Below are 26,225 nucleotides of genomic sequence, written 5' to 3'. Positions count from 1 at the left end.
TTCCAGTACCGCAACCCATGAACCCCGGCTTCCCCGACAACGGAAAGGGAAGGGTGGCCGTGTGTTAAATCGCCCACGCCCAGAAAGCTGTTGATCTCGTCAATCTGTTCCTGAAGCCGGTTGATATCGGCAATGGTAGCCAGGGCGGCGGGGTTTACCATTAGGGAAACATCCTCAGAATTACCCACAGTGGTTATCAGCTGGATATAAGCCCCGGTCACTGTCACCCCGTTATAGGGCGGCATCCAGTCATTTCCAGACAGTTCCACGGCGGCGGAATAGAGTATTTCCCCCTCATCGGGATCAAGGGCATAAAGGCCCAAAACCCGCATATGGTAGCCGGTTGTCAGGTCTTTGTTGCTGAAGGCCGTTTCCACCATCACGGCAACTTCATTGGTACGGGTAACACGGGAAACTTCCGCTTCCTGCACAATGTCCAGGGCGGTTAGTTCCTCCAAATCCTCCACTTTCAAGGTCTGCTGAGAAGCAACGATCTTGGTGAAGCTGGGCCGGTCAGCAGTCCCGGCCCAATTCTTGGCAATAAGCGCTTGGCCCTTTTTGGTAGTTACCAGCTTGGAAAATTCTGCCATTAACGTTCATCCTTTCAGTTTTTTTAGTTTATTTCAATGATTTCAGTTCTAACGATCCCGCCCCCAAGATTGGCGGTGCCGGTACTCCTGAAGGTTTCATTGAAATCATTTGTAAGGGTCATGAAGTCCACGTTCACCAAGCCGCCAGCGGCAAAGGTTTCACCGCTGATCAGGTTGTTTTCCTTATAGTCATTGGTGATTAAATAGTTGTGGACAAAACATACCCCGCCAGACAAAAGGGCGCTTCCCCTCGCAATGCACATCAACTTGTTTGCGGCGCTGATAGCTATATTGCAAGGTAAGATATTTTCGATCAGGTATTCCAAGCCTTCAACTTGGCCGCTTGCGCCCCATTCTGTTACAATTTCCAAAAGGTAACTTCCCGGCTCAATGGTCACGGTGAAAGGCTCCCCATTTGCTATGGCAGTCAACATTTGGATGAATACCCGGATAGGGTAAGGAACAAAATTATTGAGTTGGGTTTTGATCCTCGCCCTTCGGGTGTCGAAGGTGTCAGTTCCTTTAGGGGTTATTTTCAGCATGGCTTCCCACCTGGAAAGACCATAGTTGCCCATGGTGTCAATGAACTGGTTGGTGAATACTTCTTCATGGGCATCCCAAGCCAATTCAAATTCAGGTTGTTCCCCCTCGGTTATGCCTTGAAACTCTTTGAACTCCCGCACAACATACGGAAGATAGTTAATCAGTTTTCTTTCCATTGCCCCGCTCCTACTTTCCAACAATGGTGGCAGTTGTGGCGCTCAAAGTTCCCAAAATGGGGATCGTATCAGCAGGAAGGGTGTAGTTTGCCGCTTCCCCATTGATTTTGGTTTGGGCCACATCCAGAATACCGGTAATATCGATTAGGCGGCTTTCAATTTGGCTGATCCGAATGATCAGCGGTTCGGTACTATCCGCCCAACTCTTAGCCAACTCTTTGAAATAGCCGTTCACGGCTTCTTCCACATAGGGCTTGACATCCTCCCAACTCCATTCCCGTTGATAGTACAAGGCAAAACTCAAGTTGATTGTTTTCCCGGTCACAGGGAACACATTCACCACATGGCCGATAGGGGCAATACCCACGCCTTCCCCGGCGTTTTGCGTGGGGTCTATGGCCGTTTGAACTTGATCAACCAGGGTAGAGGAAGGGGGTAAAAAGGTACTGTCAATGATAACTAGCTTGACTGTCCCGCCCACGGTCAGCAGCTTGTTTTTGCCGGCCTGAAACACCGTTTGCAACCAAACTGCAATATTGGGCGGTAGCTGGGGCAAGCTGTCTATCCAGGATTCAGCTTCTTCCGGGGGAATCAGGGTAGCCGGTGCAATATCGCTGTTCCATGCCCGGTAAACCTTTACCCCGCCTACACCGGGGATAGCGTTCACCTTTTGCAGATAGTCAGCACGGTTGCCGCCAAACGCCTGAAGGTTTAAGCTGTCAAAGTACCTTTGGCGAAAAACCTCAGTATCTTCTTCGTCCTCACCGGGAATCAGGCGGGCGGTTATTTGGCACGTTTCCAACCCCTCCACATATTCAATGGGAATTACTGTTGGGCCATACTCATTCCCAATTTCCCCCAAAGTTTCACAGGTGATTTCATACACCCCGCCCCCATTGTTTTTGGAAACATAATAGTTTAACTCCCCAATGGAAAAGCGCTCTCCCATTTCTAGGATCAGATCATCCGGGGTGATGGTCATTTCCAGAACAGCGGCAGTAGCAGGTAAAGGGGAAAGCCCCCGTTCTCTTGCTCTTAGAATGAGATAATCCCGGCTGGCCGTGTCCGCAAAAGTTTCTTGCAGAATATTGTCAAGGGCAATATAAAGATTTTGTAATTCCACGGCGGCTGGGGCTTCTGCCAACCACAGAATTGAACCTTCCCGGCTATCCAAATTTTTATTGGACGCAAGCGCCCGATCCATCATCCTTTTGACTAATTCTTCATAGGTGATATTTTCATACATCAAATATCAACCTCCAATTCTGAATCAAATTCGCTGAAAATGCTGATCACATGGAAAGTTACATGGATTTGTTTCTTGTTCACTTCAAATTCAAACTGTTCAACGGCAGTTATCCTATCATCCTGAAGAAGCGCTTCCCTGATCCGCCGTTCAATTTCAGGAATACAGTATTCAACATCTTTGCCGATCAGGTTATGCAGTTCAACACCATAATCCCAAGAGTGAATCAGCCATTGATATCTTTCTGTATTCAAAATCAGGAAAACAGCTTGTTCAACAGCTTTCCTTTGATCAATCAGTCCTGCAATGGTCAAGGTGTTATGATTCATTTTGGGGGTCAGGCTGGGCAAGGTTTCAATCTCAAAATCCAGTTGCAGATCATCCCCAGTTTGCGGGATCATATCCATTCCCCTTTCAGTTCTTTTTCAGGTATGGGCTTTATCCGGTCAAGCACAACAAATCGTTTGCCGCCTTGAATCCGGGCCATCACAACCCAATCATCTTTCACCAAAGCATTGTGAATTTTTATCCTTTTTCTACCCTGATAGTTGTGATTATGAGAAGCGAAAGCCGGATCACCAGAACCGCCCGCACGGTTTTCAGTTAAATGGCTTACTGAAATATCAACGTCAAAATCAGTCACATTCCGGGACAGCACCAACATTTTTTGGGTGTATATGGATTTTTGATCCACCTGAATCTTCAACGGGGAAACAGAAATTACTTGACCAAATACCATATGAACCGGCTTGCTTGCATCAACCGCTTGCACAGCGGCTTGTTTTACTAAGTCCACAGCATTAGGCAATAAATTCACCCCCGATCAAATTCAAATCCATGAAATGTTCATCCCCTTTGAACGTATGCTTGACGGAATCCACCACCATGAAGTTATTGGTAATGATATCCCCCAAATCCAAAGCCACAGCTAATGAACTTCCCGCCCTGATCCGTACATCTCCAAAAGCGTTCTTTATAGACAGTTTGCGGGTCTTTTGATTATAAAGTTTCAAAAGAGCATCCGCTTTGGCGCTGGCCCCGGTCTTTGTTTTGGTGTCCTCAAAGTATTGCAAAACACCCCATTGGTTCATCTTTGCCCCGTCTTGGGCTATGAATAGTTCCCGTTTACCGGTTTCCTCATTATTATAGGATAGCTTGATTTTGTTATAGGTCTGAACATCAATGCTTGATTCATAATCAAATGTTTCACCGGTATCTTTATCTATCAGTAGTCCAACTTTCATGGAATTGATATTTTTTAGGGTCAGCTTTCCGGCATCGTCATAGAGAACGAAAAGTTTTTTTGTGTTGGTTAAGGTTTCATCCAGGGCATTTTGGATCATGTCAAACAGGGTTTGGTTTTCTTCCACCACTGCTTCAATGGTATACCCTGTATCTTCAATGGTGCCAAGGTTCAACCTGAAATCTGTACCTATCCTTTTTATCAGATCGGAAGCCTTTAGCCCTTCTTCCGTGATGGTGTCTTTGTTTTTTAGGTAACGTAATTGATCATAGACGGTAACATCAATAGTAGGCTGTTTGGGGGTTCTCTTTTTCGTGAATACGAATCCATAGAAGAATGGCTTCCCATCTACTGATAACCTTACCGGATCACCCTCTTGAAAATTCAGGCCCGCACATTTAACCACGGTGAAGGTCAGCTTGCCGGGGGTTCCCTTTCGCTCCCAAGAAACTTGTGCCCCTTCCTCTACCACAGGATATTGAATTGTTTTGCCATGCTGAATCAGAAGTTCAACTGACAAGTGAACACCCCCTATCAGGAAGGCATGGTCAACACTTGCCCCCCGTAAATCAAATTTGGATTTTTGATTTTATCTTTGTTCAAGTTATATATTTCCGGCCATCGGCTCCCATCCCCCAAATGTTTTTTGGCTATGTTCCAAAGACAATCCCCCGCCTTGACCGTGTATGTCTTTGGCTTTGGGGGCGTAGGCGCTGGCCTGGGCGCTGGTTTTACTGTTGCCTTTGGCTTTTCAGCGGGCTTTTCAGGCTCTTTGATCGTTACAGTCTTTGTCCCATAGTTCCTATATTGTTTTAAGTTCACCTTGACTGTTATATCAAATCCTTCACTGGCATCATCAACAATTTGATAATCTTCCAGAGAAACAGTTAAGTTGGTGTAAAACAGCTTTGCCCCTTTGGGCATTTGCCGGTTAAGAATCCACTGAAAAGGCTGTTTACTTGTTTTCAGCTTTTCAAACTTGTTCAAGTAGTATTCAGCCTTTTCAGGGGAAGCCGCAAAGGGGTAAGGAACTTGGGGAAGTAACAGGTCAAATGTAACATCAGTTAAACCGGCGCTTTTGCAGGGCACATCTTCCAAAAGCGGAGCTTCTTCAAAATCCGTCAACTTGGTATCAGGGTTTGTCACCTTCTTTTGGCAAAGGATGGTACAACGGTCTTTCCACATCCGTTCAAGGGCTTTTCTCTGTGCGTTCACCAAACCACCCTCCTATACCGGATAAATTCACGGTTTCGCCCATTTATCAGGTAGTTGATCAGCGTGTCTAAGCGCTGTTCCGGGGTAGTGTTGCCCTCCCCAATGGCAAAAACCGTGTTGGTGTCCCCTTCCTGGATTTGCTTGACCGCCGCTTCCAGGTCGAAGCCCTCTAACTGCCCAAGGTTTTTCTTTAGGCTCAGGTATTGCCCCAAGACCATTTCCACGGCCAATTTTTTCAAGCCCTCGGGAATTGTATTTAGATTGGTTTCATTCTTGACACGCTCCACCACGGAATCCAAGACAAAATCAATCAGCGGATCAGCCTCCGCCCCCGTTACGCCAAAAGCATTTAACAGGGAAATAACATCTTCACGCAACGGGTTCACCCGCCTTTCTTACTTGGCTTTGCGCCCACGGCGGGAATTCACACCCATTTTCGGAACTTCTTCGGGTTCAGGCGTGGGGGAATCCCCATCCGGTTCGCTCGGTGCCCCATCAGGGGCGGGATCGTCCGCAGGGGGTGTAATCCCATCCGGTTCACTCGGGGGCGGTTCCTGGGGCATCTGCTGACCCTCTACCGTGTAGCCCAAACTTTCCAGATATTTGGCATCTTCCGGGTTATCCACATGGGCCACGCCTTTAGTAAAACGGACAATACAGCGCCCATCATGCCAAACCGCCCCAAACTTCTGTTTTCCAGAAATAGTAAACATCTTGCGTTCCTCCCCTTATTCCGTGGCGGTTGCGCCGCTGTCCTTCAGGCCGGTAATAGTGCCGTGCATAAAAGCAGGGCCGTGATCAAGGCCGATTTCCCCGTAAATCTGCTTGCGGTCAGAAGCGCCCACTTTCGCCAAGTCCTCCAGGAACAATGTACCCTTGCCGGGAACATCCTGGAATACCGGAGCGCACACAGAAACATCAAATACACCCAAAGTGCCGGGCTTCATGAAGGGGTTGTAGCAGATACCCATTTCAAAGAAGTCTGTTTCCAGCTTCTGAATGTTCATGCCGCCCACATTCCGGGGGGCCGGGGCGTTATAGGACAACTGCTTTTCATACAGGCTGGTGATCCTCTGCTTCTGTTCAGAACCGCAGAAAAGAACCATGTTGCCGAAAAAGGCCCCGGCATCCGCCATGGCCTTGAACAACTGTTTCAGCAGATCAACAGTCAGCTCAGCGCCGCCAGCGTCAATGTGGGTGCCGGTGGAACAAAGTTCCAGCATACCACGGGTCTTGTTCGCCACATTGGCGGCAGTAGCTTCAGCATAAATGCCGTTGATGAAAGTGTGTTCCACATCACGGGCAATCTTTTCCAGGCGGCGGGCAATCTGCCAATCCAGTTCCGAAGTGGGGTTTGCCGCCTGTCCCGCCGTATTCAGGCCGGACAGCTTGCCCCGGTTGGCCTGTTTGGCGTAGGTGATGGAAATAGTTTCATGGAAAATCTGCGTGACGTTGTATTTCTGTTCACGCACAATCGCCGTGGCCTCGGGGGCCGTTTCGGAAGCCGTTTCAGAAATACCCGGCTGGGCGGGTTCGGGGAATTCGTACAACTGGCCGGTAGGGAACCGGTCATTGTCGGTTTTGCGCCCACCGGACAAGCCGCCGATCATGGACAGAAACGGGGTACGGGTAGGGGAAGCGGTAAACAGTTCCCCGGCGAAGTTGGGCAGATTAAAAGTGTTGCCAGTGCCATTTACAGAGTTAGGCATAAATCAAACATCCTTTCTTTAATAGAATTTAATTTTAGAATAGTTCAACACCATCTGCGGCGGCTTCCCGCTTGATAGCTACAGCCAGGGCGGCATTTCCGGCCTTCCGGGCATCAGTCAAGCGGGTTTCATATGCGCCAGCTTTGGTGCTGGGGTTTACCGTGCCGCCCCCAGCAGGGGAAGCGCCGGAAACTGTTGGAGTGGTAGAGGTATCAGCAGTCTTGAACAGAAAACTTGTGCCTTCCGTCTTTGCCAGCTTGGAAATTTCATCCGACAGCCCCCGGATAGTACCATCATCGGCAAGATCGGCCTTTTCCAGAAAAGCGGCCAACAGCGGGGTAACGGTGGCGGGATTGATAGCCCCTGCCTGAATCAAGGCTTCTTTTACGGCATTGTCAACCTTGATTTTCTTGATCTCGGCGGCGTGGTCTTTGTCCTTTTGGGCATTGTCCGCCTGAAGCTGGGCAATCTGTCCCTGAAGGGTGGCGGCATCGGCCCCGGATTTCTTCAGGGTTTCCAACTGCCCATCCCGTTCAGTGATCGTGGCCTTGGCCGTTTTCAATTCCTCATTTACCTCATTGAAGCGGGTCTTGGTCACAAAGGAACCGTTCAGGCCCTCCATAACCTTGTTTGCCTGTTCTTCAGTCAGGCCCATTTCCATCAGTTTTTCCTTTGTCATAGCTGATACCTTCCTTTCAAAATCCTTTTTTACCGTGGGTAAGGAACCACGAATTTGAACCGTTCTGTTTACCGCCGAAACAGTTCTAAGCGGCGAAACGGTATGAAAAAACCGCCTTAGTAGGCGGTTCAATCATCAGTATAGGTTTTTTTCATCCATTTCAGGTGGCCGGTATGGGGTTCCCTTGTCCAAGCAATCCTGAATAATGGCTTCTATTTCCGCTTCCTCAACACCCATTAAGGCATACAGAGGAAAATTTTCATTGAACTGGTTAAGGTATTGTTCAATTAGTTCAATCATGGTATCACACCTTTCAAGGCTGACTTGCAATCACCTTCAACATATCCTCATACATAGCATAAGATTTGGGAAGGTATTTTTTGATTGTTGCCAAACTTTCAGGGTTAGTCATTGTTGCAGAAGTCATTTCGGCAAACGCTTCAGTTGCAAGCCCCCACTCAACCCCATTAGAAGTTCGGTTTGTCCAGTAAGAACCGGCCCCATGTCCAATACCACAAGCAATCTTTCCACGGGTAGCCCCTTCTAATATATCAGAAAGATCACCATATTGCAACGGGGTCAGTGATTTCACTTCAGCTTGAACAGTGGAATAAGCATAAGACTTTCTTACTTTGAATCCACCATAGGCCGTGTAATAATCCGCCGTAGATTGTGCCATCCAGCCTTTTTGAACAAAATATTGAAGGTCGGTTTGATGGGCCTTCATATCGGAAAGAACTGATTTAACCCAATCATCGACTTCAGCTTTAATAGTTTTAGGGAACGCTCCATCCATATAAGTTGACGAAAAATGCCATTGCCCATTAGCGTTTCCAAGGTGGGCGGTCAACCCGTCAATAGCGTGGCCGCTTTCATGGAAGGTAGTTGCATAGGGGGCGCTCCATGAACGGCCTTTAGCATCCGATCCAATATTTAGATAAATATTATTACCTGAACAGTATGCCCCGCCCTTATGGTTTGCATCGGCAACCTTGATTTGGCCTTCATATTTTTCCCACACAGTCTGAAGGTCAGGGTTTGCGCAGGCATCCACACGATCCCTTAGTTGATCATAATGGTCTTTTCCAAATTTCTTACCAAATTCGGAATTGTAATCCCGGATCACTTTCGCAACAGTTACCGGGGTCAACCCGCTTTTCGATCCTCCACCGAGAAAAGCCTGTTCCCATTGGCAATAAGTCATGTTGGCCGGGACAAAGAATTTTTCCCCATTATCCTTCCGGGCAATGCGTTCAAAATCCCCATCATCAAAGTGTGGGCAAGTTGTTCCCCTGCAACTGGGGTGAAAGGGCGGAACAGTTACCCCCGGTTCATATTGGGATATGGGGATAACTTTTCCATCCAAATCACGGCATATCTCACAGGTAAGGCGATCCAAGGTTTCAAGAATTTCAATTTCTTCAACGTCTAAATCTTTGTAGGTTTCCAAAGCTGAAACGGCGTTGAAGTAGGTTGTTTCCGTATGTACCAGCCGCCCGGCCTTGTATCTGGAAACACCAAACTTGTGTTTTACGGCATCCGTTATGGTCTGGGAACTGTCCCCCCGAAGAAGGCCCTGAGTTAAGGCGGTTTGAATTCCAGTGGTCAAATTGGCCTTATGCTCCCAGCACCTATCCCGAAAGGTTTTCTTGTCCCCCGTCCAGGGCCTTGAAAGCAGAGTTTCCAGCTTCCTTTGATCCAAGGCGGTGATATCCCATCCCATGCCCAGCCCCTTTTGCAGTTCATAGGCAGAATGGGTGTAGCCATTAGACAGAATCCCCTTTAGAAGATTGTCCACGCTATCAAGCTGATTTCCGTACAGAAGTTCAATCTGCTGTTGGATTTGTAATTGAATGGCTTCCAGCCGCCCAATATGAAACCGGGTGGAAGCATTTTCTAGCTTTCTGATCCACTCAGGGGAAAGATTGGCCTTTTGCGCCGCCTGAATGTATTGATTCACACTCCACTTGAATTCCTCCAACTGGCCGGTAGTCAATAAGCGTTTGGCTTCAAAAAGGCTAACCCCATTGTTGGCGGCGAAGCGCTCATACCAGCTTTCTATCTCAGTCCTAACAGATTGTTCAGTTTCTTGATAGATTCTTTCCAGGTCAGAAATACATCTATTGGCCTGAATATGGGCGGCGTTTTCCAGAATGGAAAAGCGGCCCCGCCAATATTCTGAATTTTTCACGGGGCCAGCCCTCCTATTGTGTTATTGGTGACGTGTACGGGAATCGAACCCATGATCCCGCCGTGAAAGGGCGGTGTCTTAACCTCTTGACCAACACGCCATATAATACCGGGGGCCGGAATTGCACCGGCCAAGGCCAGGAGTGAAAACCTTGAACCTATATATTTCCCCGGCATAGGAAAAGGCGGAAATTTCCCCTTAATCCCCGCCCTGATCCCCATTGGAATCACTGGAAGCGGCTTTTGGCTTGAGTGGGAAAGCGCCCATATAATCAGCCATAGCTTCTTCCTTCTCTTTTTTAAGGCGTTCCATTTCTGCTTTAGCATCCTTTGTCCAAGGGTGCTGTTCAACAATCGTTTCCGTGGAAATGATACCAGTGGAAGCCTGACAGTTAGCAATAGCCTCAGTTTCATTGATTAGAATGTCACGGTTGAAAATAACTGTAACTTCTTCCTGTTCAAAATCCCCGGCCCCTTTGGTTTTCAAATCCTGATTCACAAACCACAAGAGTTGTTCAAAAGCGGCCTGGAACTCGGTTTCCATCCCGTTTGTGTCCAAATCAATATCAGAATACATTGATTGAATATTCATCTGATTTGGATTGCCGGACAAGCGATCGTCTTTGGCATCATAGCCTTTGGCGTTTTCGATCAGGGCCTTTTTGAACAATTCCAAGATTGCCTTATAATTATCAGCATTGACCACAACGGCCAAACTTTCAAGCCCGCCATTTTCCCGAACCTTCACCACACCAAAGGTCGCAAGGTTACGGCGGAATTCCCCAAGGTTTTCACCATCATAATCCCGCAAGATTAGAATAGTATTCCGGGGGTTTTCCTCCATGTTGTTCTCAAAATCAGATAACAGGGCGTTAATCCCATCCTGTAACGATTTTACCCGGTGAATCAGGGGGATTTCCTTTTTGTTGTACTTGAAAGCAATCAGTGGAAGCCGATCCCAATTATAACCCTCCACCTTTTCACCCGTTTTAACCGTGATATATGGGGTATAGTCCCCCAATTCCACATCCGGGATCAGCGTGGAACCCTCCAACATATACCGGTAAACCCCATCAGGTTTGAAAAGTTCAACCCGCTTAACAATCTTCTTTGTAAAGCCATCCCACACTTCCTGCAAATACAATCGGGCGGCGGCATCCAAAATAGTATGATCATCATCCGCCCAGAAAGGCAACACCTGATAGGCGGGAAAGCGCCTGAAGGACAGCTCACCCTTTTCATCGTAATGGATGAACAACCAGCCTTTACCGCCGTTCAGGGCATCTTCTACTACATATTTCAGGGTACGGCGGAAAGCGGCGTTAAACCGCTTGTTCAGAATATCAACATAATTTTTGTTGTCACAGCTAAAAGAAAAGGGCTTACCAACAAAGTAATTGGTTTTCTGATCCACCATCTTTGCATACTGGTTATCAATCACCTGGGCATTGGGGAGATTCTCCACCACGATCAACTTTCCATCGGGGCCAATGGCGGTTCTTTTCCGATTCAAAATGTCATGTTCCCCGTTGTAATAGGCTTCCCCACAGATTTGCTCTTCCCTCTCAGGGGATTTTTCCCAAGCCACAATTTCACGGGCAAAGAATTCAAGTTCAGTCAGCCCTACGGAAGCCCCCGCCTTAATCAAGCGGTTGATCCGGGCGGTTTCAGTTTCCATGAAAAGCATACAATCACCCTTTTTATTGCATAATATACGCACAAATCGCACAAGCCCCGTGAAATGCGGCGTTGTGCGATCTCTTGTTACTAGCCTGTTAATCAAAGCTGAAAGTTGGCCCTATCAGGATATCTTCAAGGGCATACCTCATAGCATCCATAAGGTGGTTAAAATCGTCAATGGGAATGTTCAACCGCTTGCCGGTCTTAGTGTCGGTGTCCCATGTGTAATTACTGATTTCAGTAATGAAATTCACACACCTTGGATGGATAATGATATGATAATCTTGAATATGGTCTATTCCATTGTTCACACTGTCTTTGCCCTTGCGTGATTCACGGATATGGGATATCCCCAAATCATAAAGCCTATCAATACTTTTAGGCTCTGCACAGTCCGCCCTAATGCGTTCTTTGGCATATCCAGCTTGCTTCAAGGCTTCGGCAATCTTTTCATTACTCATACCGGTTTTATAGATTTCATCAAAAACCCATATGGCTTTGGTAGACTTATCCACCATCCCACAAAAGAGGGCGGCGGGGTCATTGGTATAGCCAAAGTCCAGGCCAAAGGCCGACTTGATCCCCGGTATCTTTTTTACGGCATCCAGGGAGAAAGCCTTTTCCTCCCAATTCTCAAAGATCAGCCCTTCCACAATGCCCCAATCGCCTAAACCGGCTACACGATATCGGCGGGGGTTGTTTTGCTTCATCGTTTCAAAAACCTTGATATCTGCATCATCCAGCCATTCATTGCACAAATAGTTGGTGGTCAAGGCCAGGGTTTCAGAATCAGGGTTATCAAAGAACCGGGCTTTCAACCAGTGGTGTTCATTCCAGGGGTTGAAGGTCAAAGTGAATTGTTTGAACAGGCCGGTTTCTGGGGGGATAGCGCCCCGGATAGATTCATCAAGCATATTGAAATCATCCTCATTGGTGATTTCATAGGCTTCTTCTATCCAGCACCAGCACAAGTAACCGTGTTCAACCGTGATTGAAGTGACTTTTAAGGGATCGTCCAGGCCACGGAAATAAATCTTCTGCCCGGTGGGCTTATAGGTCATTTCCAGGGGGCTTTCTTTGATCTCCCAAAAGGCATCAACCCCAAACCGGTGAATTGCCCATTTCAGTTCCGTAAAACAGGAATCTTTCAGAGTGCGGAACACCTTGCGAACTACCAGGGTATTTGCGCCGGGGTATTCCATCATGCGTTTTATGATATTCAGGGCCGTGGTTTTACTCTTTTTACTCCCCCGGCTCCCCTTGCACACCCTGTAACGGCCTTTGAAATGCCAGAACTTATTATAGCCGCCCCCCACAGTTTCCAGCATGGAAAGTGTCTTTTTCATCGTCCAATATCTCCAAACCCTTGATTTCATGGGCTTTTAGGGGCCTATTGTTACTTATCTGTTTCTAATCATCCGGTATATCGTCATGAATGACAATCGGAACAGCCCCATCAATGCCCACCCGGTCAGTGAACAGGCCAAAGCGCTTGCCGATCAATTCAGCCGCTTTCAACCGCTCTTTGGCTCCAACCTCTTTGGGGGTCAAAGTCTGCACACCGTCCCCGCATAACAGGGGAACTTCTTCAGTATGCTTTCCCCGCATCACGGAAGTTAGGTATTCCAGAACTTCAGTGGCATCAGCGATCTTTTCAGAATGAAGGGCGGCAAGCTGGGCTTCAATGTAGGCTTTCAAGTCAGGTTTCGCCAAGTTTTCAGAACCGATATTTTTAGCGGTCTTGGGAGAATACCCCGCCTTGATTGCCGCATCCGTGGCGTTTCCACTGATTAGGTATTCATCACAAAATTTCTGTTGTCGTGGGGTCAAGGTATTCACCACCTTTTTGAAGCATAAATTAAAAATGCGCCCCGGTTTCCCTTGGCGCATTTTTCACGCTATCAGTATAGCACATATCAACACGCCATTCAAGGACATGACAGGACATCTTCATTAGCTTCTGCAAAGGCAACTAAAGCGGCCCCGTGAACCCTTGTCACTTGCCGGGTTGAAAAGTTAATTTCAAAAGCAACCTTTTCTAATGGCTTCCCTTGCAGATACCGGCCAATCAAGATATTTCTTTGGTCAAGATCATCAAGCCGTCCGATCCGCTCATATGTATCTTTTTTCCAGTTATCAAAGTCAACTATATCCTGCTGAATTTCCCGTTCAAGTTCATCAATCCGGGCAAAAGTTTCCGCTAAAGTATCAACTGGGCCGGAAGTCTGAACCTTATCCGGCTTCAGTTCATAACTTTGACTTGTCAACCCTGCCCGAAGGGTGGCAATCGTAGATTTCAGCCTTGCGATCAGGCGGTCAGTCTGTTGAACCTTGTTCAGATACCGCTTGGCCGCTTGGATAAGTTCTTTTTCGGTCATTGGATAACATCCCTTTCTTACATCTTAGCCGGTAAGAAAGCCCCGAATATCAATAGTTTCAAGGGTTTGGATAGGATGGATAAGATAAAAGGCCCTATTCTCTATATATTATATTCTATATATTTTTTATTTTTATTTTATAAAGAATACTTACATCTTATCCATCCTATCCAAAACCCCATAAACCCACTAATATCAAGGCTTCCCACCGGATAAGATATTGATTTTTTATCTTATCCGCATCATATCCAGCGCCCCAACTCCTACCGCTGAAGAATATGGGAAGCGATCATATCAGCGTGGTGCGTCCACAGCACATTAGGGAACCGGCAAATTGCGGCGGTGTAATGGCTCCACTGTTCCTGATCATCAAAAGCGCCCATGTGCCAGCGAATACAGGCAACTTCTTCTTCCGTCAACTGCATCCACGGGGCCAGTATCAAAACCGATTTATCACCATGCCCGGTGTAAAGCTGATCCCGCCCATCCCGGTGTTGCCAACCATACTTCACCACGGTTTTTGTTCTTTCGGTGATAACCGGTTCATAGGCTTCCAATTTGCACAGGTCATGGAACAGGCCCACAACCACCGGGGAACCGGGCCGCTCCCATTCCAGTTGGTTCCGTTGTGTCAGAACCATCAGGGTTTCCGCCACGGCCAAACTATGGGCATACAAGCCGCCAGCTTCAGCCCCATGGAATTTGGTGGACGCTGGAAGGTCAAAAAATCCGGCTTTTTTCAAAAATTCCTTGAAATTTTCCGAAATTCCCACCCCGTTTGCTGTCAAAAGGTCGAAACAATCTTGAATTTTACTTGATTTCATCGGTTTTTTCCTCCACTTCATCCAGCCGGTCACAGCAGATTTGAAAGTAACCGGGATCAATTTCATATCCTATGTAGTGCCGCCCGGTGATCACGGCGGCAACAGCGGTGGTTCCACTCCCAAGAAACGGATCGCAGATTATTTGGCCCGGTTCGCTGAACATTTCAATTAGCTGTTGAACTAATTCCGTGGGCTTTTGCGTTGGGTGGTATCGCTTATCTTTGCTATCCGTGATAAACCCCTGTTGTTTGAACACGATCCGCTTCACGGGCTTTTTGAACGTGGTGTAAATCAATTCCCCATCAGCAAAGGGATTTTGAAAGGCCACATCCCCTTTCTTATCCCAAAATATCCAGCAGTTGGACGGTGGGAGTAAATGCCCAAAGTAGTTGCCGCCAAAGATTATCAGGTTCCGGGCAACTCTGAACATTTCATTGAACAATTCAGGGGGGGGGATCATGCCATCCCAACCCCCGGCATAGCGCCGGTTCTTTGCGGCCCCAAAACCGTTGGTTCCCTTATCCGCTTTCTTCCCATAAGGCGGATCGGTCAGAATCAGATCAATGGATTTATCAGGAAGGGATTTCAGGCCCACCAAACAATCCTGATTAAATATGGTATCAAGTTCCACGGGTTTCACCCCGCTTTCTCAATGCCCATTCATACTCTTTTTTCAAATCATGCACAGATTCATTGATCAGATTCCAACACTCACAGGCCAGAAATGCCGCCATCTGTACTTTGTCCGCATCAGGCGCATCAGGAATATACTTTTCCACCATAGCCGAAACCCGTTGTTCTAAATCTCTCACCGGTAAACCCTCCCTGTCTTGCGGTCTTTCAGTTCAATCCTGTTCAGCAGATCAAAACCCGCCGCATCAATTACATACTTCAGAACCCGAACCAAAGCGCTAACCCGCTGTTGCTGTTCTGTTTCTTCCCGGATCACGGGCTTCAACCCCTCATAGGCCGTGGGGTCTGCGTAACCCTCCCCGTTCTGCCACGGTTTAGGCATCCGAATCACCTTCTTCCTTGTACCATGCTTCTATGTCACAGCCAATTTCCTTCAGCTTGTGACGGGCCAGCCAAGCCCCATCTTCCGCCCCCATTTGGTAATGTTGCCGTAGCTTTACAGTTTCCGTGTAGAACATTTCCCAAGCCTTTTTCAGCCGCTTGGGGCCAAAACCAAATTGGGTATGTAGCGCCCACAAGATGGAACTTTCCTTGTCCATATCGAAGCGTCGGTCATTCTCCACAATCTGCCGCCTGATTTCTTGATCCATGGCTTTCTGTTCAGCCTTGTTCAGTTGAACCCCAAAGATTGTTTTTCCAGACTTCTTGAAATACATTGTTCAACCCTCCCGGTCAGCTTTTTCCAGACGATCCAACCAGCGGGTCAATTTTTCATTTTCCGCCTGTTCCGTGTTCACCAAAGAAGGGAACGCATCAACCAAAACATTCAGGCAATTCCGCACATCGGCGGTTTCCTCCAAAAGAGAATCCACAGCTTGGCAATAGCCAACCGGCGTGGGGTTCTCAGCCCGGATCACACGGGCCAGCTTCAAGGCCGCTTTGGATAGTTCAGCGGCTTCTTCCGCAAGCTGTTCCAGCGTGGCCGGAAGGCCGATTTTGGAAACAATCAGGTTCACGATTTTCACCACCTTTTCAGTTAAACCATTTAATCACTGGATCACCGGTGAATCCTTTTTCCCATATATACCACGCATAAGCAATAGCATTTTCAACATGGGTGAAATCTCCGTTTTTGGCACATGATAGCCGGGAACGAGATATGTAGACGGTTCGGGGCGGGGTCTTGGCGAACAACTTACCCCGGCGCTTCCCCTCCAAAAACTGCACCTTCAGGAACATGGCAACTTTTCCACCGGGCCGGACGGTTTCAAGCGCCCGTTCCACAAATTCCAATCCCGCCGAATAAGGGGGATTTGTGATAATATCCCCCTCAAAATCCGGGAAGGTTTCTGTCAGGAAATCCATGGGTTCAGAATCACCAAACCCCCGGTAAATCAAATCAGTGGAAATAACTTCATGCCCATGGGCCTGAAGCACCTTGGAAATATGCCCTTCCCCGCAAGCCGGTTCCCATATCACCGGGGCAAAAGTTTCCAGCGCCAACAGCATTTCCACAGCTTGGGGATCAGTGGCGTAATAGTCATGTTCTGCCCGTTCATCCGGGGTATGGTTTGAACTCCCAATGGGCTTGAACACCTTCCTTGATCCGGCCATACTCAACCACCATCCTTCACAAAAACACTTGTTTTCTCTTTCTTTACCCACAGTTGCTTAGTTTTGAATCCACAGCGCTTGCAGACTTGCCGGGAAAACTCAATAGCTGAAAGAGCTTGGAAGTTATTGGCTATGCAGTATTCCTTATAGCGCCGGTAAACCGTCTTTGTGGCTTCATTGGCGATCCAATCAGCCCCCACTTCATTGATAAACCCAATAATGGGGTTATTGTTTTCTTCATATTCGTCAAGCTGTCCCTGAACCCGGCTTGAAGTGGTGAACTGATTATTGATCAACACTCGCTTCAGGGCCGCAAGGCCAAGCTGGATCAGGTATTCCATGGGTTCCTGTTCACAAAGTTCATCCTTGATAAATGGCCGAAAATCAGCATCGTTGGGGGTAAACTTAGCATCAAAAGGAACAATGGTAAGGCGGCGCTGAACGGCCCCGGTTTTGTCTTTGATCCGGGGAATGACATTGGCAGAAAACAGGAACTTGGCATAGTTGATAAATTCAAAGGGGTCTTTTCCTTTGCGCTCCACATTCACCTGATCCCCTGTCACCAACTTTTTGAAAATTGACGCATTGGCAATAAATTCATCCCCAATATCATCACCTATGTTGGCAAGTTTTCCAAACAGTTCAGCGGTCTTGAATCTGTCCCCAAGTTCCTTCAAATCAAGGGAAGCAATATTTTCATTCCCCATCATGTTTTTGACCATGTGAAGGAAGGTGCTTTTGCCGTTGCTTTTATCCCCAATCAGAATGAAGGCTTTCCCCAACTCATTCCGCCTATACAGGCAATAGCCCACCATTTCTTCCAACAGCGCCCGGACTTCAGAATCATCACAGGCCAGCCGGTCAAGGGTATGATCCAGAAGGTCAGAATGGGCGGCGGGGTTGTAGGGCCAAGGAATTTTGTTGGTGATAACCACAGCCGGGGTGAAATCTCTGAAGGTGCCATCCACGATGTTATAAAGGCCGTTGCTGAAGGCGATCACAGCGGGGTTGGTGGTCTTGATTTCATCTTCAATCATGATTTCAAGATAGGCTAATACCTCTGATCTTTGCGCCCGTTTCAGGCCGGGGATCAGCTTGATCATTTGGGCTTCAATTTGGGAATCCCCGGTAACATAAATACCATTCCGGTATATGTGAAGGCGGTTATTGATTTTGACAATGTGGTTATTGTTTTTTAGATAAGTAGCGAACTTGTCAAACAGGAATGTACTACCATTGAAGAAGGATGTTTTCTTGAAGGCATCATCCCGCAAGATAACTTCCAATTCCCGGTCAGACAAGGGGTCTGCCAAAACATACCGGTTAATCAGCCTGATACATTCGCGGGCTTCTTCCTTGGTGAAATCCTCGCTTTGCAGGGTCAGAATGTAGGTATAAAGCGCCGTATTCCGTCCGTCACCTTTACCCATTTTCAAAAAATCCTGATTGCATTTCACCGGGGTCAGCCACAAAGGAAGTTCCTGAATTTTATCTTCCGGGGTGTCATAGATAATAGGCCGCTCAACCCCTTTGAATTTTAGAATTGCATAGCTGTTATTCCTGCCCACTTTGGCATCCGTGGTGATCCCAAGGGCAAGGGTTTTCTTTGTCCAGCTTTTTTCAACCAGCCCTTCAGGATTTTTGAAGATGAAGTGTTTCCCCCGTGTGGTTTGATACACCCGGCATTTCAATTCAAAATCCTGAACAATCTGAAACAGAAGATCAGAAGTTTCAGCATCGTCCACATCAATCAGAATAGCTTCAGCCCCAAGAATACCGGCGTATTCGTCAAGGTCTGCCACATCTTCAAGAGTGTTCAGCCGTTTCCGGCCCTTGAATTTCTCCAAACACTGTTTATCTTTGGTGGGCACATAGCCCCTGAAAATTTGCATGAATCAGCGCCCCCCCCCCCGGCCATCTTTTGAAGGTTAATTTTCAATTTCATCTTTTCACCCCGTAATCTTCTAAACGCTTCCAAGCCAAATCAATATAATATTGCCTGTCCAGTTCATCAGGAATGGGCATAGTGGAAACATTGGAATTGATAATGAAACAATGCTGGGGGGTGTTAGCGAATTTTTCAGGGTTCTTTTTTCGGCCCCTAACAACCTTGCCCGAAACCTTGTAAATACCGCCTTTTCGGTGGTCTTTGGACGCAAACACCCGGAAGGTTTTATCTTTCTGAACTTCCCCACCACGGAATCGAATCACTTTTTTGGAACGCCCTTTTTCATCTCTGATCCGTTCTTCCACAATGGTTGGGGCATACAGGGCATAAAGATATTTAGAACTTACTTTCACCACTTTCTGAAAGTCTCGCAAGCTGGTACACGCCCCAACAGTTTCTTCCGGGGGTACATCATTAGTGAAATATTCCACAATGGCCCGGTTCACAATGGGAAGATCATAATCCAGATCAGACAGCTTTTTTACATAGGCCCCCTTCGCTTTTACGGCTCCCGTTTCACGATCAATCAAGAAGTAATTGTTCACATCTTTTTGGAAAATATGGCCCATGAAAATATCAAAGTCCATTCTCATTCCGGTTCTTTGTTCCCATTCCCAAACCACATCATCAATGGTGTCAAAGTCTTGTTCATAGTTATTAGGCTTGATTATGATACCATCGGTATTGTTTTGGATTAGTCGGCAACAGTTGGCGGCTTCAAGATGTTCAATCAAATCCAATAGCAAAAGTTGTCCGTTAATACAAATGGTGTTATTGCTCATAGGATCATAAAGGGACGATCCCGGTTCTTTCATTTGCCCTGAAATGGCGTTATCCATAATTTTGAAAGGCTGACGGGCTTTCTTGTCCCCTTTCCGTTTGAACTCTATATTGCTATCATGGATAAATTCAAAATTTTCAGGATTATCCATCACTCTATACCCAATTTTGAATTGCTTTTGGAGAGAAGGGTAATAGGCAGTAACATCAACCACCATGAAAATCCCTGAATCATGGTGCTTACGAATAGCCCCATGTCCACCTCCCCAAGCAAACGTATGGGGAACACCCGCAACCATCACATTTTCTTGCGTTTTTTTGTAATCATGATTGATCGGGTTTTTATACCAATTCGCAACAAATTTGTATTTATTCAATCGCACACAATCCAAAATAGGAAATTCAAATTCATCATCAAAAGTTTTACCTTTACGGTTGCCGCCCAAAATCGTTGCCGCAAGCTGGGCTTTGGTCTTTCCTATGCAGTTACTTCCAAGATGAAAATGATTGACAAAGAACATGGTGGTATTAAATTCCTCAATGCTCCTAATCCAAACTTCGATTGTTTCTTCAACATCATGGCGGCAATATTTGATAGTTTCGGCCAATTCTTCTTTCGTTAAAGGGCGGTCAATGTCAAAAGGAACGCTTGTTTCCTTGATGGAATGGCCCATGAAGGCTTCCAGCGCCTTCAGGCTGATTGGCGGGTTAGGCATCACATCATAGTTGATCAGGGGGTAGTTGCGGAACAGACTTGAAAACCTGTAACCGGGCTTGTCCTGCAAAATGATCCAGTCATTGATTTCCTTGGGGTTGAAACCGCACATAATCCCTTTCAGAATGTATTGGTCATAGTTGCGGCTATTGAACCCGGCCCAAATTTCCTTTTTATGTTCATTATAGAAGTGTTCCAGTTTGGCTTTATCATTGACAATTACAGTTTCTTTTTGCCGATCAATATCAATCATCACCACAAGCCAATCAAGCAATAGCGTTCAAGGTGGCAAGCTGGGTGTTCTGGAAGGCCACAAGGCCGCTTGCTTCATCAAAGGTGGCTTCCCCACATGAACCCGGTTCATGTTCACAGGCTTCCGGGCAATCCTTGTTTTCCGGGCAACACTGGCAACACCCTTCAAACTTTTCCAAAGGGCATTTGTTTTCACACTTGATCATTTTCTTTCACTCCATTCTTTCTTCATATCTTCCACAAAATCCCGGATCACCCTTGAAAACATCCAATAGAACACCGGGATAAACAGGGCGAATACTTCACCCCCAATGGCCTGATACCCACGATCCGCCAAGGCTCTTGCGGCCCCCGCCCGGAATAGCAGAATCCCAAACAGGGTTAAAGCGGCGTATTTGGCAATAGGCCAAGGGTTGATTGGACAACGGATTTTAACCCGCCGTTTCGTATTTCTGGAACAGTTCATCGTTGTAATCCTTTCGCATTTGCAAGGTTTCCAAGATATTTTCTTCAACCGTTCCGGGACAGATCAACAGGTAATAGAAGCAGGGGTGTTCCTGCCCCATACGGTGGATTCTCTTTTGGGACTGTTCCCACAGTTCCCAACTTTCCGGCAAGCTGAAATAAATGATCTTGTTTGCCTTCTGATAGTTTCCGCCCCTCGCCCCGGCCTGATACTGAATGAAGGTCACAGAATCGGCCTTGTAGTTGTAGGCGGTCAGGTCTTTGGTTTCCCCATTCTGGATGGAAACAGGCCGGTTCATGGCTTCCACCATGCGTTTCATGCGCTCCATTTCCTCTGTGAAGTTATAGAACACAATCAACCGATCATCCGTGCTGTTTACCAAATCCCTGAAGGCTTCATACCGGGCCGGGTTATACAGGCCGCAAAGTTGCCGTTGATAAAGGCGGTTGGTCAAGCTGGTATCACCAATCAATTCCCTTTCAGCGTGTTCATTGGAACCCCAAAAATCTGAATCAAGTTCAAATTCTCCAAGGTTCACGGTGTCCACACTTACCACCCGTTCCCGCTTGAATTTCCAGTAAAGCGGGGAAGGTGCCGTTTTCACCTGAATCATGGTCTTTTCCGGTAAGGACAGGCCAGCTTCTTCAGTGGTCATGAATACCGCCCCATGATCTGCCAGCTTTTTCTTCAGGCGGTCAACATTCTTATAACCAATAACCCTTTGCCGCCAAAACCCATCATTTTCAACCCATTCAGTATCAACATACTGTTTCCAGAACAGGTCTTTTGAGATATTCCAGCCCAACAGTTGGCATTGGCTCCACAGCTTTTCATATTTCCCACCCGTGGGGGTGCCGGAAAGAAGAACCACGTTGGCCGGGTTCAGCCCAAGAATGAACTTTGACCGCTTGGCGGTTTCATTCTGGATCAGGGAACTTTCATCCAACATCAGGGTAAACCCGGATAGAGATTTCAAAATCTTCCGCCTGAAGGTCAGTTCATAGTTGATCACCCCGGCAAACTTCCCAACCGTTCCCATAAATTCTTCAAGCTGTTTCTTTTGGGTCAGGTCAAAGACGGTATAGGGGTAATACGTTCTGAAGTGATCCAGCCAATCAGAAATTTTGGAATGTTGGCACACCAACAGAACTTTTTCAGGAAATTCAAAGGCTTTTTCAGAACCCACAAAGGTTTTTCCCAATCCCATGTCAAGGTAATAAGCGCATCGGTTGTGGGCGGCAGTCAGTTCAAGGGCTTTTTGTTGGTGGGGATAAAGGTTCATTTGCTTTTCCCTTCCCGGATAATGTAGATTGCCGCCCCCACTCGGTATGCGGCGTAACCCTTGCCGGGGTTTTTCGCCATCCAGCGTTTACGGTGGGAAGCGATCGTGGAAGTTTTGCTTTTGGCTTCCTTGGGGCTGTCATACTGGAAACATATATTTTTGGCGTTTCCGCTGGTCAGGAAATCTTCAATGGCTTGGACTTCCTCACACTTGGCCCCGCCAAAGGGGGCTTTCTTGGGTGGGGGCTGAACATTGTATTGAATTTTCATCGTGTCACACTCCTATAAAAATGCGGGTTCCGGGGCCGCTATGGTGTCAATGTACTGAAGATCATCTGTACCGGGGATAACATCATAAAGGCTCACAGAACGGGGTTCTTTGGCCCGTTTTTCCCGTTCATGCCCAATGGCAGAACGCATAGCGGAACAGGCCACGGTTACAAATTTCACCTGTTGCAGATCGGGCAAGGCCAACCAGCGTTTCACGGTCAAAAGATACCGGAAAATCACCACGTCAAACCATTCCGCCCGGTCAAGGCCCTGTTGATCCAGATACCACCAAACTATGTTTATATGGTCTGTTGCAAATTGGGCTTCTTCAGGGGTCAAGGGGCGTTCATAAAAAGACTTTGGCAAGCGCAAGGCCCCGCCATCTATCCCTTTCAGTTTCACTCATTCCCCCCCCCTAATCTGTCAGGCGGTCAGGCCGAAAAACTCATTGAACCGGTCAGCGCCCACATAATCCCGGAACTTCACAGGGTTAATGTAATAGTTCCAGTTGTTCCCGGTGCCGGGAACAGCGTTCCCAAAGGGGAGAAGGCCACGCTGAAGGCCGATTCTCACGAACTGTTCAGACTTACCCAAGCACCGGGCCGCTTGCCGGGTGCCGATCCGGGTAATGGATGGGGCCGGTTCTTTGACCGGGGAAACGTCAAAACCCATCAGGTATTCCACCGAAACCCCAAGGGCATCCGCCAGCGCCTTGACCTTGGCGGGGCCGGGGGTGTTCTTCCCGGACAGGTATTGACTGATAGCGGCCTTGGAACAGCCGCTTTTCTCCGACAGGGCCGATTGGCTCATATCGGCTTGGGCCATAGCATACTTCAGGCCCTCACTAAAATTTTTCAAGGTTGTTCACACTCCTATCTGTCAAAATATTCCGGGGCCACACCCAAAGCCGCACACAGCTTTTTCCGATAAGGCCCACCGGGATAATACTTACCGCTTCTCCAATCGCTCACTGTTCCTTGGGCGCATCCAACCCGATCAGCGACTTCATAAGTAGTCAAGCACTTTTCCGCCATCAAGCGGCGCAACTTTTCACAGTTGAAATAGGGAAATGTCCGCTTTTTCTTGGTCTTGGCGGTTGTCACCACAGCAGTTTCCGGGGCTGGAAGTTTGGGGATTTCCACCGGCTTTTCACCGATCATAGCGGTGACGGTTTCCGGCTGGTCAATGTCTGGGATAATGTGCCGCAAGCAATTCAGCACATACCGGGTGGAATTGGGACAGCTTGCCATAATGCTTGCGGCCCTCAAAATGGTTTCATGGTTCACCACAGCCAAGGTGGTTTCCTCCACCGGGGCGGCTTCCTCTTTCACCCGGAAATAGCAGTTCACCAAAAGCCGCTGAACTTCCCAAGCCAGATCATCATGCAGGGATTTCACGATCATCAAGTAACCGCTTTCTGTCAGAACAGTCACATTGTCACGGGTCATGTTGGAAATCTCCATAACATTGCGGCGACGAATTTCGTCGGCGCAAATTTTGAAGAAATCCGTTCCTTCAATGAACTTGTCCCGGTTTTCCCGGAAGTTCCGGCTTGCGGTGCCACGGGGCCGCTGGTGTACCGTGTCAATGTCTTGGAACGTGATCACACGTTGACCGGCCCATTCTTTCACCTGAAGCTGGTTGGAAAGCACCTGAATACTGTTTTCGTTCATGGTTTTCACTCCTTCCCCCCCCCCGCCCCATTATGGGGGGGGGGAGTTATTTTGCGGCGGTGTGTCTTTTAGGACACTTTAGCATCAAAAAAAATGCCCACCGGGGTTTTGAGGTTCAGGCAGTCCACGATTTTCTGAATCTCACCTTGGGTAAACTCCGAAATCCCGTTACACTTACGGTAAAAAGCGGAACGAGAAATCCCAAGGACTTTGCAAAGATCAGATCGGGACACCCCACGAAGGTTCATTTCATATTCCAGTTTTGCCTTGTTCATGCGCTCACTTCCTTTCGTGTCTTTTAGGGGTTTGATTTTTTTGCGTGTGTCATTTAGGACACTTAAAGAATACCATATCCCTTGGGGCTTGTCAACCCCATTTGTGTATTTTAAGAAACTTTTTTATTTTTTCTGCTTTTGGGGTTGCAAAAAAGACACACGCCTGTTATAATAACTTTGTTACTTATCCAAATGAAAGGAGCGATAAAACATGGCTGAACTCAACATGGGGCAAAAGATCAAAGCCTTACGGGAAGAAAACAATCTCACCCTTGAACAAGTCGGGGAAGCCGTTGGTGTTGGAAAAAGCACAGTCCGAAAATGGGAAACCGGTATGATTGCCAATATGCGTCGAGATAAAATAGCGGCATTGGCCCAAGTGTTACATACCACACCGGCCTATTTAATGGGGTGGAAAGAAGAAATTCAAGTGGATAATCTGTTTCGGATCGAAACCAAGAAATTTCCTTTGCTTGGAAATATTGCTTGTGGAACTTCAATTTTTGCAGATGAACAGTTTGAAGCCTATGTGGAAGCTGGGGCCAACATCCGGGCCGATTTCTGTTTAAGGGCGCAAGGGGATTCTATGATCGGGGCCAGAATCTATGATGGTGATATAGTTTTCATCAGAAAGCAAGAAATGGTGGAAGATGGAGAAATTGCCGCCGTTCTAATTGAAGATGAAGCCACTTTGAAACGGGTTCAATATAATCCTGAAGAAAATGAACTTTTGCTATTTCCTGAAAATCCAAAATATAAAACTATGCGTTATTCCGGGGAAGAACTTTCCCACATCAGAATTATTGGAAAAGCAGTTGCCTTCCAAAGTGATTTGAAATAATCTATTCCAATGGGTTCCATACCCAAACCCTTGAAAACACTGGTATTTCAATGGGTTGGAACACACGGAACAGAAAAATAGCCCATTTTCTTTTATATACATATCTATATATTTTTTATATTTTTTAATAAAAGAAATATGAAATCTGTTCCGTGTGTTCCAACTATAAAATTCATTGAAATTACTGCTTTTTCCACGGAACAGATCAGGAAGGATGTAACATGATGAAAAAACTTGCCAAAGGGCTTGGTATATTCTTTTTTGGTGGCGGAATTATAGCTTATGCCAGTATGTTTTCCACGGCTCCATTAGAACAGCGCCCAATATTCATTGTGTTGATTGCCTTGTTCGTTATTTTCTTATTTCTTCTGTTACGGAAATCAAGGAAAAGGAAACAACAAGATTTTTCCACCACGGCCCAAAGGGATATTCCAGAATTAGGTGTAACTATCAAAACCACAGTAACCCATGATATTCCACCAAAGGAAATTTTGCGAGATATGCGAAAATCATATACTTTGGTTCAGGCCCAAAATGATTTTCGTATTTTAGATGATTGTATCAGACTAATACAAACCACCACAAATTTTGAAACTTTCTTTATGCGGTCAGAACTTGGAAAACAAAAGGCTTTGACTTTACGGCAAGCAGAACAGGCCCGAATCAAGGGAATCCGTGGAACCCAAGAAGTCGTAACCACAATGTTTTCACTTGCAGAATCACAGAAAGAACGGCTTTTGAAGGCATCTTTTGAACAGGTCAAGCAAAAAGTTTCTTCCCTGTCTACACCAAGGGGAAAGAAAAATAACTGGAATAAATATTTGGAACAGCTTCAGAAATATCAAGATGAATTTGATATAGATTGTCTTGATTTATACACTGAAATTGTTCGTTACATTGAACAAGAACTTGAATTATTAGAAAAGTAAAAAAGCCGCCCCCGGTGTTGGCGCACCGGAAGCGGCAAGGGAAATCATGGGACAGGCCCACAATAGCCCCACAGA

The 26,225-nt window shown here is 46.9% G+C and carries 34 protein-coding genes, 1 tRNA gene and 1 pseudogene; 2 read left to right on the top strand and 34 right to left on the bottom strand.

The window, feature by feature from the left end:
• The 34 genes and pseudogenes from D1841_RS13265 to D1841_RS13100 all read right to left on the bottom strand — a co-directional run.
• Nucleotides 1-590, bottom strand: a pseudogene (locus D1841_RS13265) (hypothetical protein); the annotation flags it as partial.
• A gap of 23 nt (nucleotides 591-613) precedes the next feature.
• Nucleotides 614-1,309: a putative phage tail protein gene (locus D1841_RS13260; protein ID WP_160643714.1), complete on the bottom strand. Its 696-nt coding sequence runs from the start codon at nucleotides 1,307-1,309 to the stop codon at nucleotides 614-616.
• 10 nt (nucleotides 1,310-1,319) lie between these two features.
• On the bottom strand, nucleotides 1,320-2,555 hold the full coding sequence (locus D1841_RS13255; protein WP_237076362.1) for a baseplate J/gp47 family protein: 1,236 nt from the start codon (nucleotides 2,553-2,555) through the stop codon (nucleotides 1,320-1,322).
• Complete coding sequence (locus D1841_RS13250) at nucleotides 2,555-2,956, bottom strand: DUF2634 domain-containing protein (RefSeq protein ID WP_160643718.1); 402 nt, start codon at nucleotides 2,954-2,956, stop codon at nucleotides 2,555-2,557. Before D1841_RS13250 ends, D1841_RS13255 begins: the two co-directional genes overlap by 1 nt.
• Complete coding sequence (locus tag D1841_RS13245; RefSeq protein ID WP_160643720.1) at nucleotides 2,953-3,363, bottom strand: DUF2577 domain-containing protein; 411 nt, start codon at nucleotides 3,361-3,363, stop codon at nucleotides 2,953-2,955. Before D1841_RS13245 ends, D1841_RS13250 begins: the two co-directional genes overlap by 4 nt.
• Nucleotides 3,356-4,318, bottom strand: a complete 963-nt coding sequence (locus tag D1841_RS13240) for a hydrolase (protein ID WP_160643722.1) — start codon at nucleotides 4,316-4,318, stop codon at nucleotides 3,356-3,358. Before D1841_RS13240 ends, D1841_RS13245 begins: the two co-directional genes overlap by 8 nt.
• A gap of 14 nt (nucleotides 4,319-4,332) precedes the next feature.
• Nucleotides 4,333-5,013: a LysM peptidoglycan-binding domain-containing protein gene (locus tag D1841_RS19900; protein WP_201751315.1), complete on the bottom strand. Its 681-nt coding sequence runs from the start codon at nucleotides 5,011-5,013 to the stop codon at nucleotides 4,333-4,335.
• Nucleotides 5,010-5,399, bottom strand: a complete 390-nt coding sequence (locus D1841_RS13230; protein WP_322170310.1) for a hypothetical protein — start codon at nucleotides 5,397-5,399, stop codon at nucleotides 5,010-5,012. The genes D1841_RS19900 and D1841_RS13230 overlap by 4 nt, the downstream gene beginning before the upstream one ends.
• Before the next feature lie 9 nt (nucleotides 5,400-5,408).
• Nucleotides 5,409-5,726, bottom strand: coding sequence for a hypothetical protein (locus D1841_RS13225; protein WP_160643724.1), 318 nt, complete (start codon nucleotides 5,724-5,726; stop codon nucleotides 5,409-5,411).
• Nucleotides 5,727-5,741: 15 nt separating this feature from the next.
• On the bottom strand, nucleotides 5,742-6,722 hold the full coding sequence (locus tag D1841_RS13220; RefSeq protein WP_160643726.1) for a DUF5309 family protein: 981 nt from the start codon (nucleotides 6,720-6,722) through the stop codon (nucleotides 5,742-5,744).
• Nucleotides 6,723-6,756: 34 nt separating this feature from the next.
• Nucleotides 6,757-7,401, bottom strand: a complete 645-nt coding sequence (locus D1841_RS13215) for a phage scaffolding protein (RefSeq protein ID WP_160643728.1) — start codon at nucleotides 7,399-7,401, stop codon at nucleotides 6,757-6,759.
• Between the two features lie 135 nt (nucleotides 7,402-7,536).
• On the bottom strand, nucleotides 7,537-7,701 hold the full coding sequence (locus tag D1841_RS13210; protein ID WP_160643730.1) for a hypothetical protein: 165 nt from the start codon (nucleotides 7,699-7,701) through the stop codon (nucleotides 7,537-7,539).
• A gap of 13 nt (nucleotides 7,702-7,714) precedes the next feature.
• Nucleotides 7,715-9,592: a minor capsid protein gene (locus D1841_RS13205; RefSeq protein ID WP_160643732.1), complete on the bottom strand. Its 1,878-nt coding sequence runs from the start codon at nucleotides 9,590-9,592 to the stop codon at nucleotides 7,715-7,717.
• A 25-nt stretch (nucleotides 9,593-9,617) separates the two neighbouring features.
• Nucleotides 9,618-9,692 (bottom strand) — tRNA-Glu (locus D1841_RS13200).
• Between the two features lie 98 nt (nucleotides 9,693-9,790).
• Nucleotides 9,791-11,278 (bottom strand): phage portal protein, encoded by a 1,488-nt coding sequence (locus D1841_RS13195; protein ID WP_201751316.1) that lies wholly within the window; start codon nucleotides 11,276-11,278, stop codon nucleotides 9,791-9,793.
• An 88-nt stretch (nucleotides 11,279-11,366) separates the two neighbouring features.
• Nucleotides 11,367-12,617 (bottom strand): PBSX family phage terminase large subunit, encoded by a 1,251-nt coding sequence (locus D1841_RS13190; RefSeq protein WP_160643734.1) that lies wholly within the window; start codon nucleotides 12,615-12,617, stop codon nucleotides 11,367-11,369.
• Nucleotides 12,618-12,681: 64 nt separating this feature from the next.
• Entirely contained in the window at nucleotides 12,682-13,110 is a 429-nt protein-coding gene (locus tag D1841_RS13185) for a terminase small subunit (RefSeq protein WP_371721920.1), read from the bottom strand.
• Between the two features lie 89 nt (nucleotides 13,111-13,199).
• Complete coding sequence (locus D1841_RS13180; protein WP_160643738.1) at nucleotides 13,200-13,649, bottom strand: hypothetical protein; 450 nt, start codon at nucleotides 13,647-13,649, stop codon at nucleotides 13,200-13,202.
• 263 nt (nucleotides 13,650-13,912) lie between these two features.
• Complete coding sequence (locus tag D1841_RS13175) at nucleotides 13,913-14,473, bottom strand: hypothetical protein (protein WP_161880007.1); 561 nt, start codon at nucleotides 14,471-14,473, stop codon at nucleotides 13,913-13,915.
• Nucleotides 14,460-15,104 (bottom strand): site-specific DNA-methyltransferase, encoded by a 645-nt coding sequence (locus D1841_RS13170; protein ID WP_160643741.1) that lies wholly within the window; start codon nucleotides 15,102-15,104, stop codon nucleotides 14,460-14,462. Before D1841_RS13170 ends, D1841_RS13175 begins: the two co-directional genes overlap by 14 nt.
• A complete protein-coding gene (locus D1841_RS13165) occupies nucleotides 15,094-15,285 on the bottom strand; it encodes a hypothetical protein (protein WP_160643743.1) in 192 nt (63 codons plus the stop codon). Before D1841_RS13165 ends, D1841_RS13170 begins: the two co-directional genes overlap by 11 nt.
• Nucleotides 15,282-15,488, bottom strand: coding sequence for a hypothetical protein (locus D1841_RS13160; protein ID WP_160643746.1), 207 nt, complete (start codon nucleotides 15,486-15,488; stop codon nucleotides 15,282-15,284). Before D1841_RS13160 ends, D1841_RS13165 begins: the two co-directional genes overlap by 4 nt.
• A complete protein-coding gene (locus D1841_RS13155; protein WP_160643748.1) occupies nucleotides 15,481-15,822 on the bottom strand; it encodes a hypothetical protein in 342 nt (113 codons plus the stop codon). The genes D1841_RS13160 and D1841_RS13155 overlap by 8 nt, the downstream gene beginning before the upstream one ends.
• Nucleotides 15,823-15,825: 3 nt before the next feature.
• Nucleotides 15,826-16,122 (bottom strand): hypothetical protein, encoded by a 297-nt coding sequence (locus D1841_RS13150; RefSeq protein WP_160643750.1) that lies wholly within the window; start codon nucleotides 16,120-16,122, stop codon nucleotides 15,826-15,828.
• Nucleotides 16,123-16,138: 16 nt separating this feature from the next.
• Nucleotides 16,139-16,720, bottom strand: coding sequence for a class I SAM-dependent methyltransferase (locus D1841_RS13145; protein ID WP_160643752.1), 582 nt, complete (start codon nucleotides 16,718-16,720; stop codon nucleotides 16,139-16,141).
• 2 nt (nucleotides 16,721-16,722) lie between these two features.
• On the bottom strand, nucleotides 16,723-18,612 hold the full coding sequence (locus D1841_RS13140; RefSeq protein WP_160643754.1) for a phage/plasmid primase, P4 family: 1,890 nt from the start codon (nucleotides 18,610-18,612) through the stop codon (nucleotides 16,723-16,725).
• A gap of 49 nt (nucleotides 18,613-18,661) precedes the next feature.
• Entirely contained in the window at nucleotides 18,662-20,416 is a 1,755-nt protein-coding gene (locus tag D1841_RS13135) for a hypothetical protein (RefSeq protein ID WP_160643755.1), read from the bottom strand.
• A gap of 13 nt (nucleotides 20,417-20,429) precedes the next feature.
• Nucleotides 20,430-20,621 carry a hypothetical protein gene (locus tag D1841_RS13130; RefSeq protein ID WP_160643757.1) on the bottom strand — a complete coding sequence of 64 codons (192 nt, stop codon included), beginning with the start codon at nucleotides 20,619-20,621 and terminating at the stop codon, nucleotides 20,430-20,432.
• Nucleotides 20,622-20,846: 225 nt separating this feature from the next.
• The gene (locus D1841_RS13125; protein ID WP_160643761.1) at nucleotides 20,847-22,163 is read right to left on the bottom strand and encodes a DEAD/DEAH box helicase; all 1,317 of its coding nucleotides are present in this window, start codon (nucleotides 22,161-22,163) and stop codon (nucleotides 20,847-20,849) included.
• Complete coding sequence (locus D1841_RS13120; protein WP_160643763.1) at nucleotides 22,160-22,432, bottom strand: hypothetical protein; 273 nt, start codon at nucleotides 22,430-22,432, stop codon at nucleotides 22,160-22,162. The genes D1841_RS13125 and D1841_RS13120 overlap by 4 nt, the downstream gene beginning before the upstream one ends.
• Nucleotides 22,433-22,444: 12 nt before the next feature.
• Nucleotides 22,445-22,834, bottom strand: coding sequence for a hypothetical protein (locus D1841_RS13115; protein WP_347564042.1), 390 nt, complete (start codon nucleotides 22,832-22,834; stop codon nucleotides 22,445-22,447).
• A gap of 21 nt (nucleotides 22,835-22,855) precedes the next feature.
• Nucleotides 22,856-23,290, bottom strand: a complete 435-nt coding sequence (locus tag D1841_RS13110; protein WP_160643765.1) for a helix-turn-helix domain-containing protein — start codon at nucleotides 23,288-23,290, stop codon at nucleotides 22,856-22,858.
• A 14-nt stretch (nucleotides 23,291-23,304) separates the two neighbouring features.
• Nucleotides 23,305-24,105 carry an ORF6N domain-containing protein gene (locus D1841_RS13105; protein WP_160643767.1) on the bottom strand — a complete coding sequence of 267 codons (801 nt, stop codon included), beginning with the start codon at nucleotides 24,103-24,105 and terminating at the stop codon, nucleotides 23,305-23,307.
• A gap of 68 nt (nucleotides 24,106-24,173) precedes the next feature.
• Nucleotides 24,174-24,380: a helix-turn-helix transcriptional regulator gene (locus D1841_RS13100; protein WP_160643769.1), complete on the bottom strand. Its 207-nt coding sequence runs from the start codon at nucleotides 24,378-24,380 to the stop codon at nucleotides 24,174-24,176.
• A gap of 211 nt (nucleotides 24,381-24,591) precedes the next feature.
• On the opposite strand from D1841_RS13100, the gene D1841_RS13095 reads away from it, so the two are divergent.
• Both D1841_RS13095 and D1841_RS13090 read left to right on the top strand, forming a co-directional pair.
• Nucleotides 24,592-25,221 carry a LexA family transcriptional regulator gene (locus tag D1841_RS13095; protein ID WP_160643771.1) on the top strand — a complete coding sequence of 210 codons (630 nt, stop codon included), beginning with the start codon at nucleotides 24,592-24,594 and terminating at the stop codon, nucleotides 25,219-25,221.
• A gap of 221 nt (nucleotides 25,222-25,442) precedes the next feature.
• A complete protein-coding gene (locus D1841_RS13090) occupies nucleotides 25,443-26,150 on the top strand; it encodes a hypothetical protein (RefSeq protein WP_160643773.1) in 708 nt (235 codons plus the stop codon).
• Nucleotides 26,151-26,225 lie beyond the last annotated feature (75 nt).

Source organism: Neglectibacter sp. X4, assembly GCF_009917365.1.
Classification (GTDB): Bacteria; Bacillota; Clostridia; order Oscillospirales; family Acutalibacteraceae; genus Acutalibacter.
Note: the sequence above shows the minus strand (reverse complement) of the source record. Positions and strands in the feature narration are given on the sequence as shown.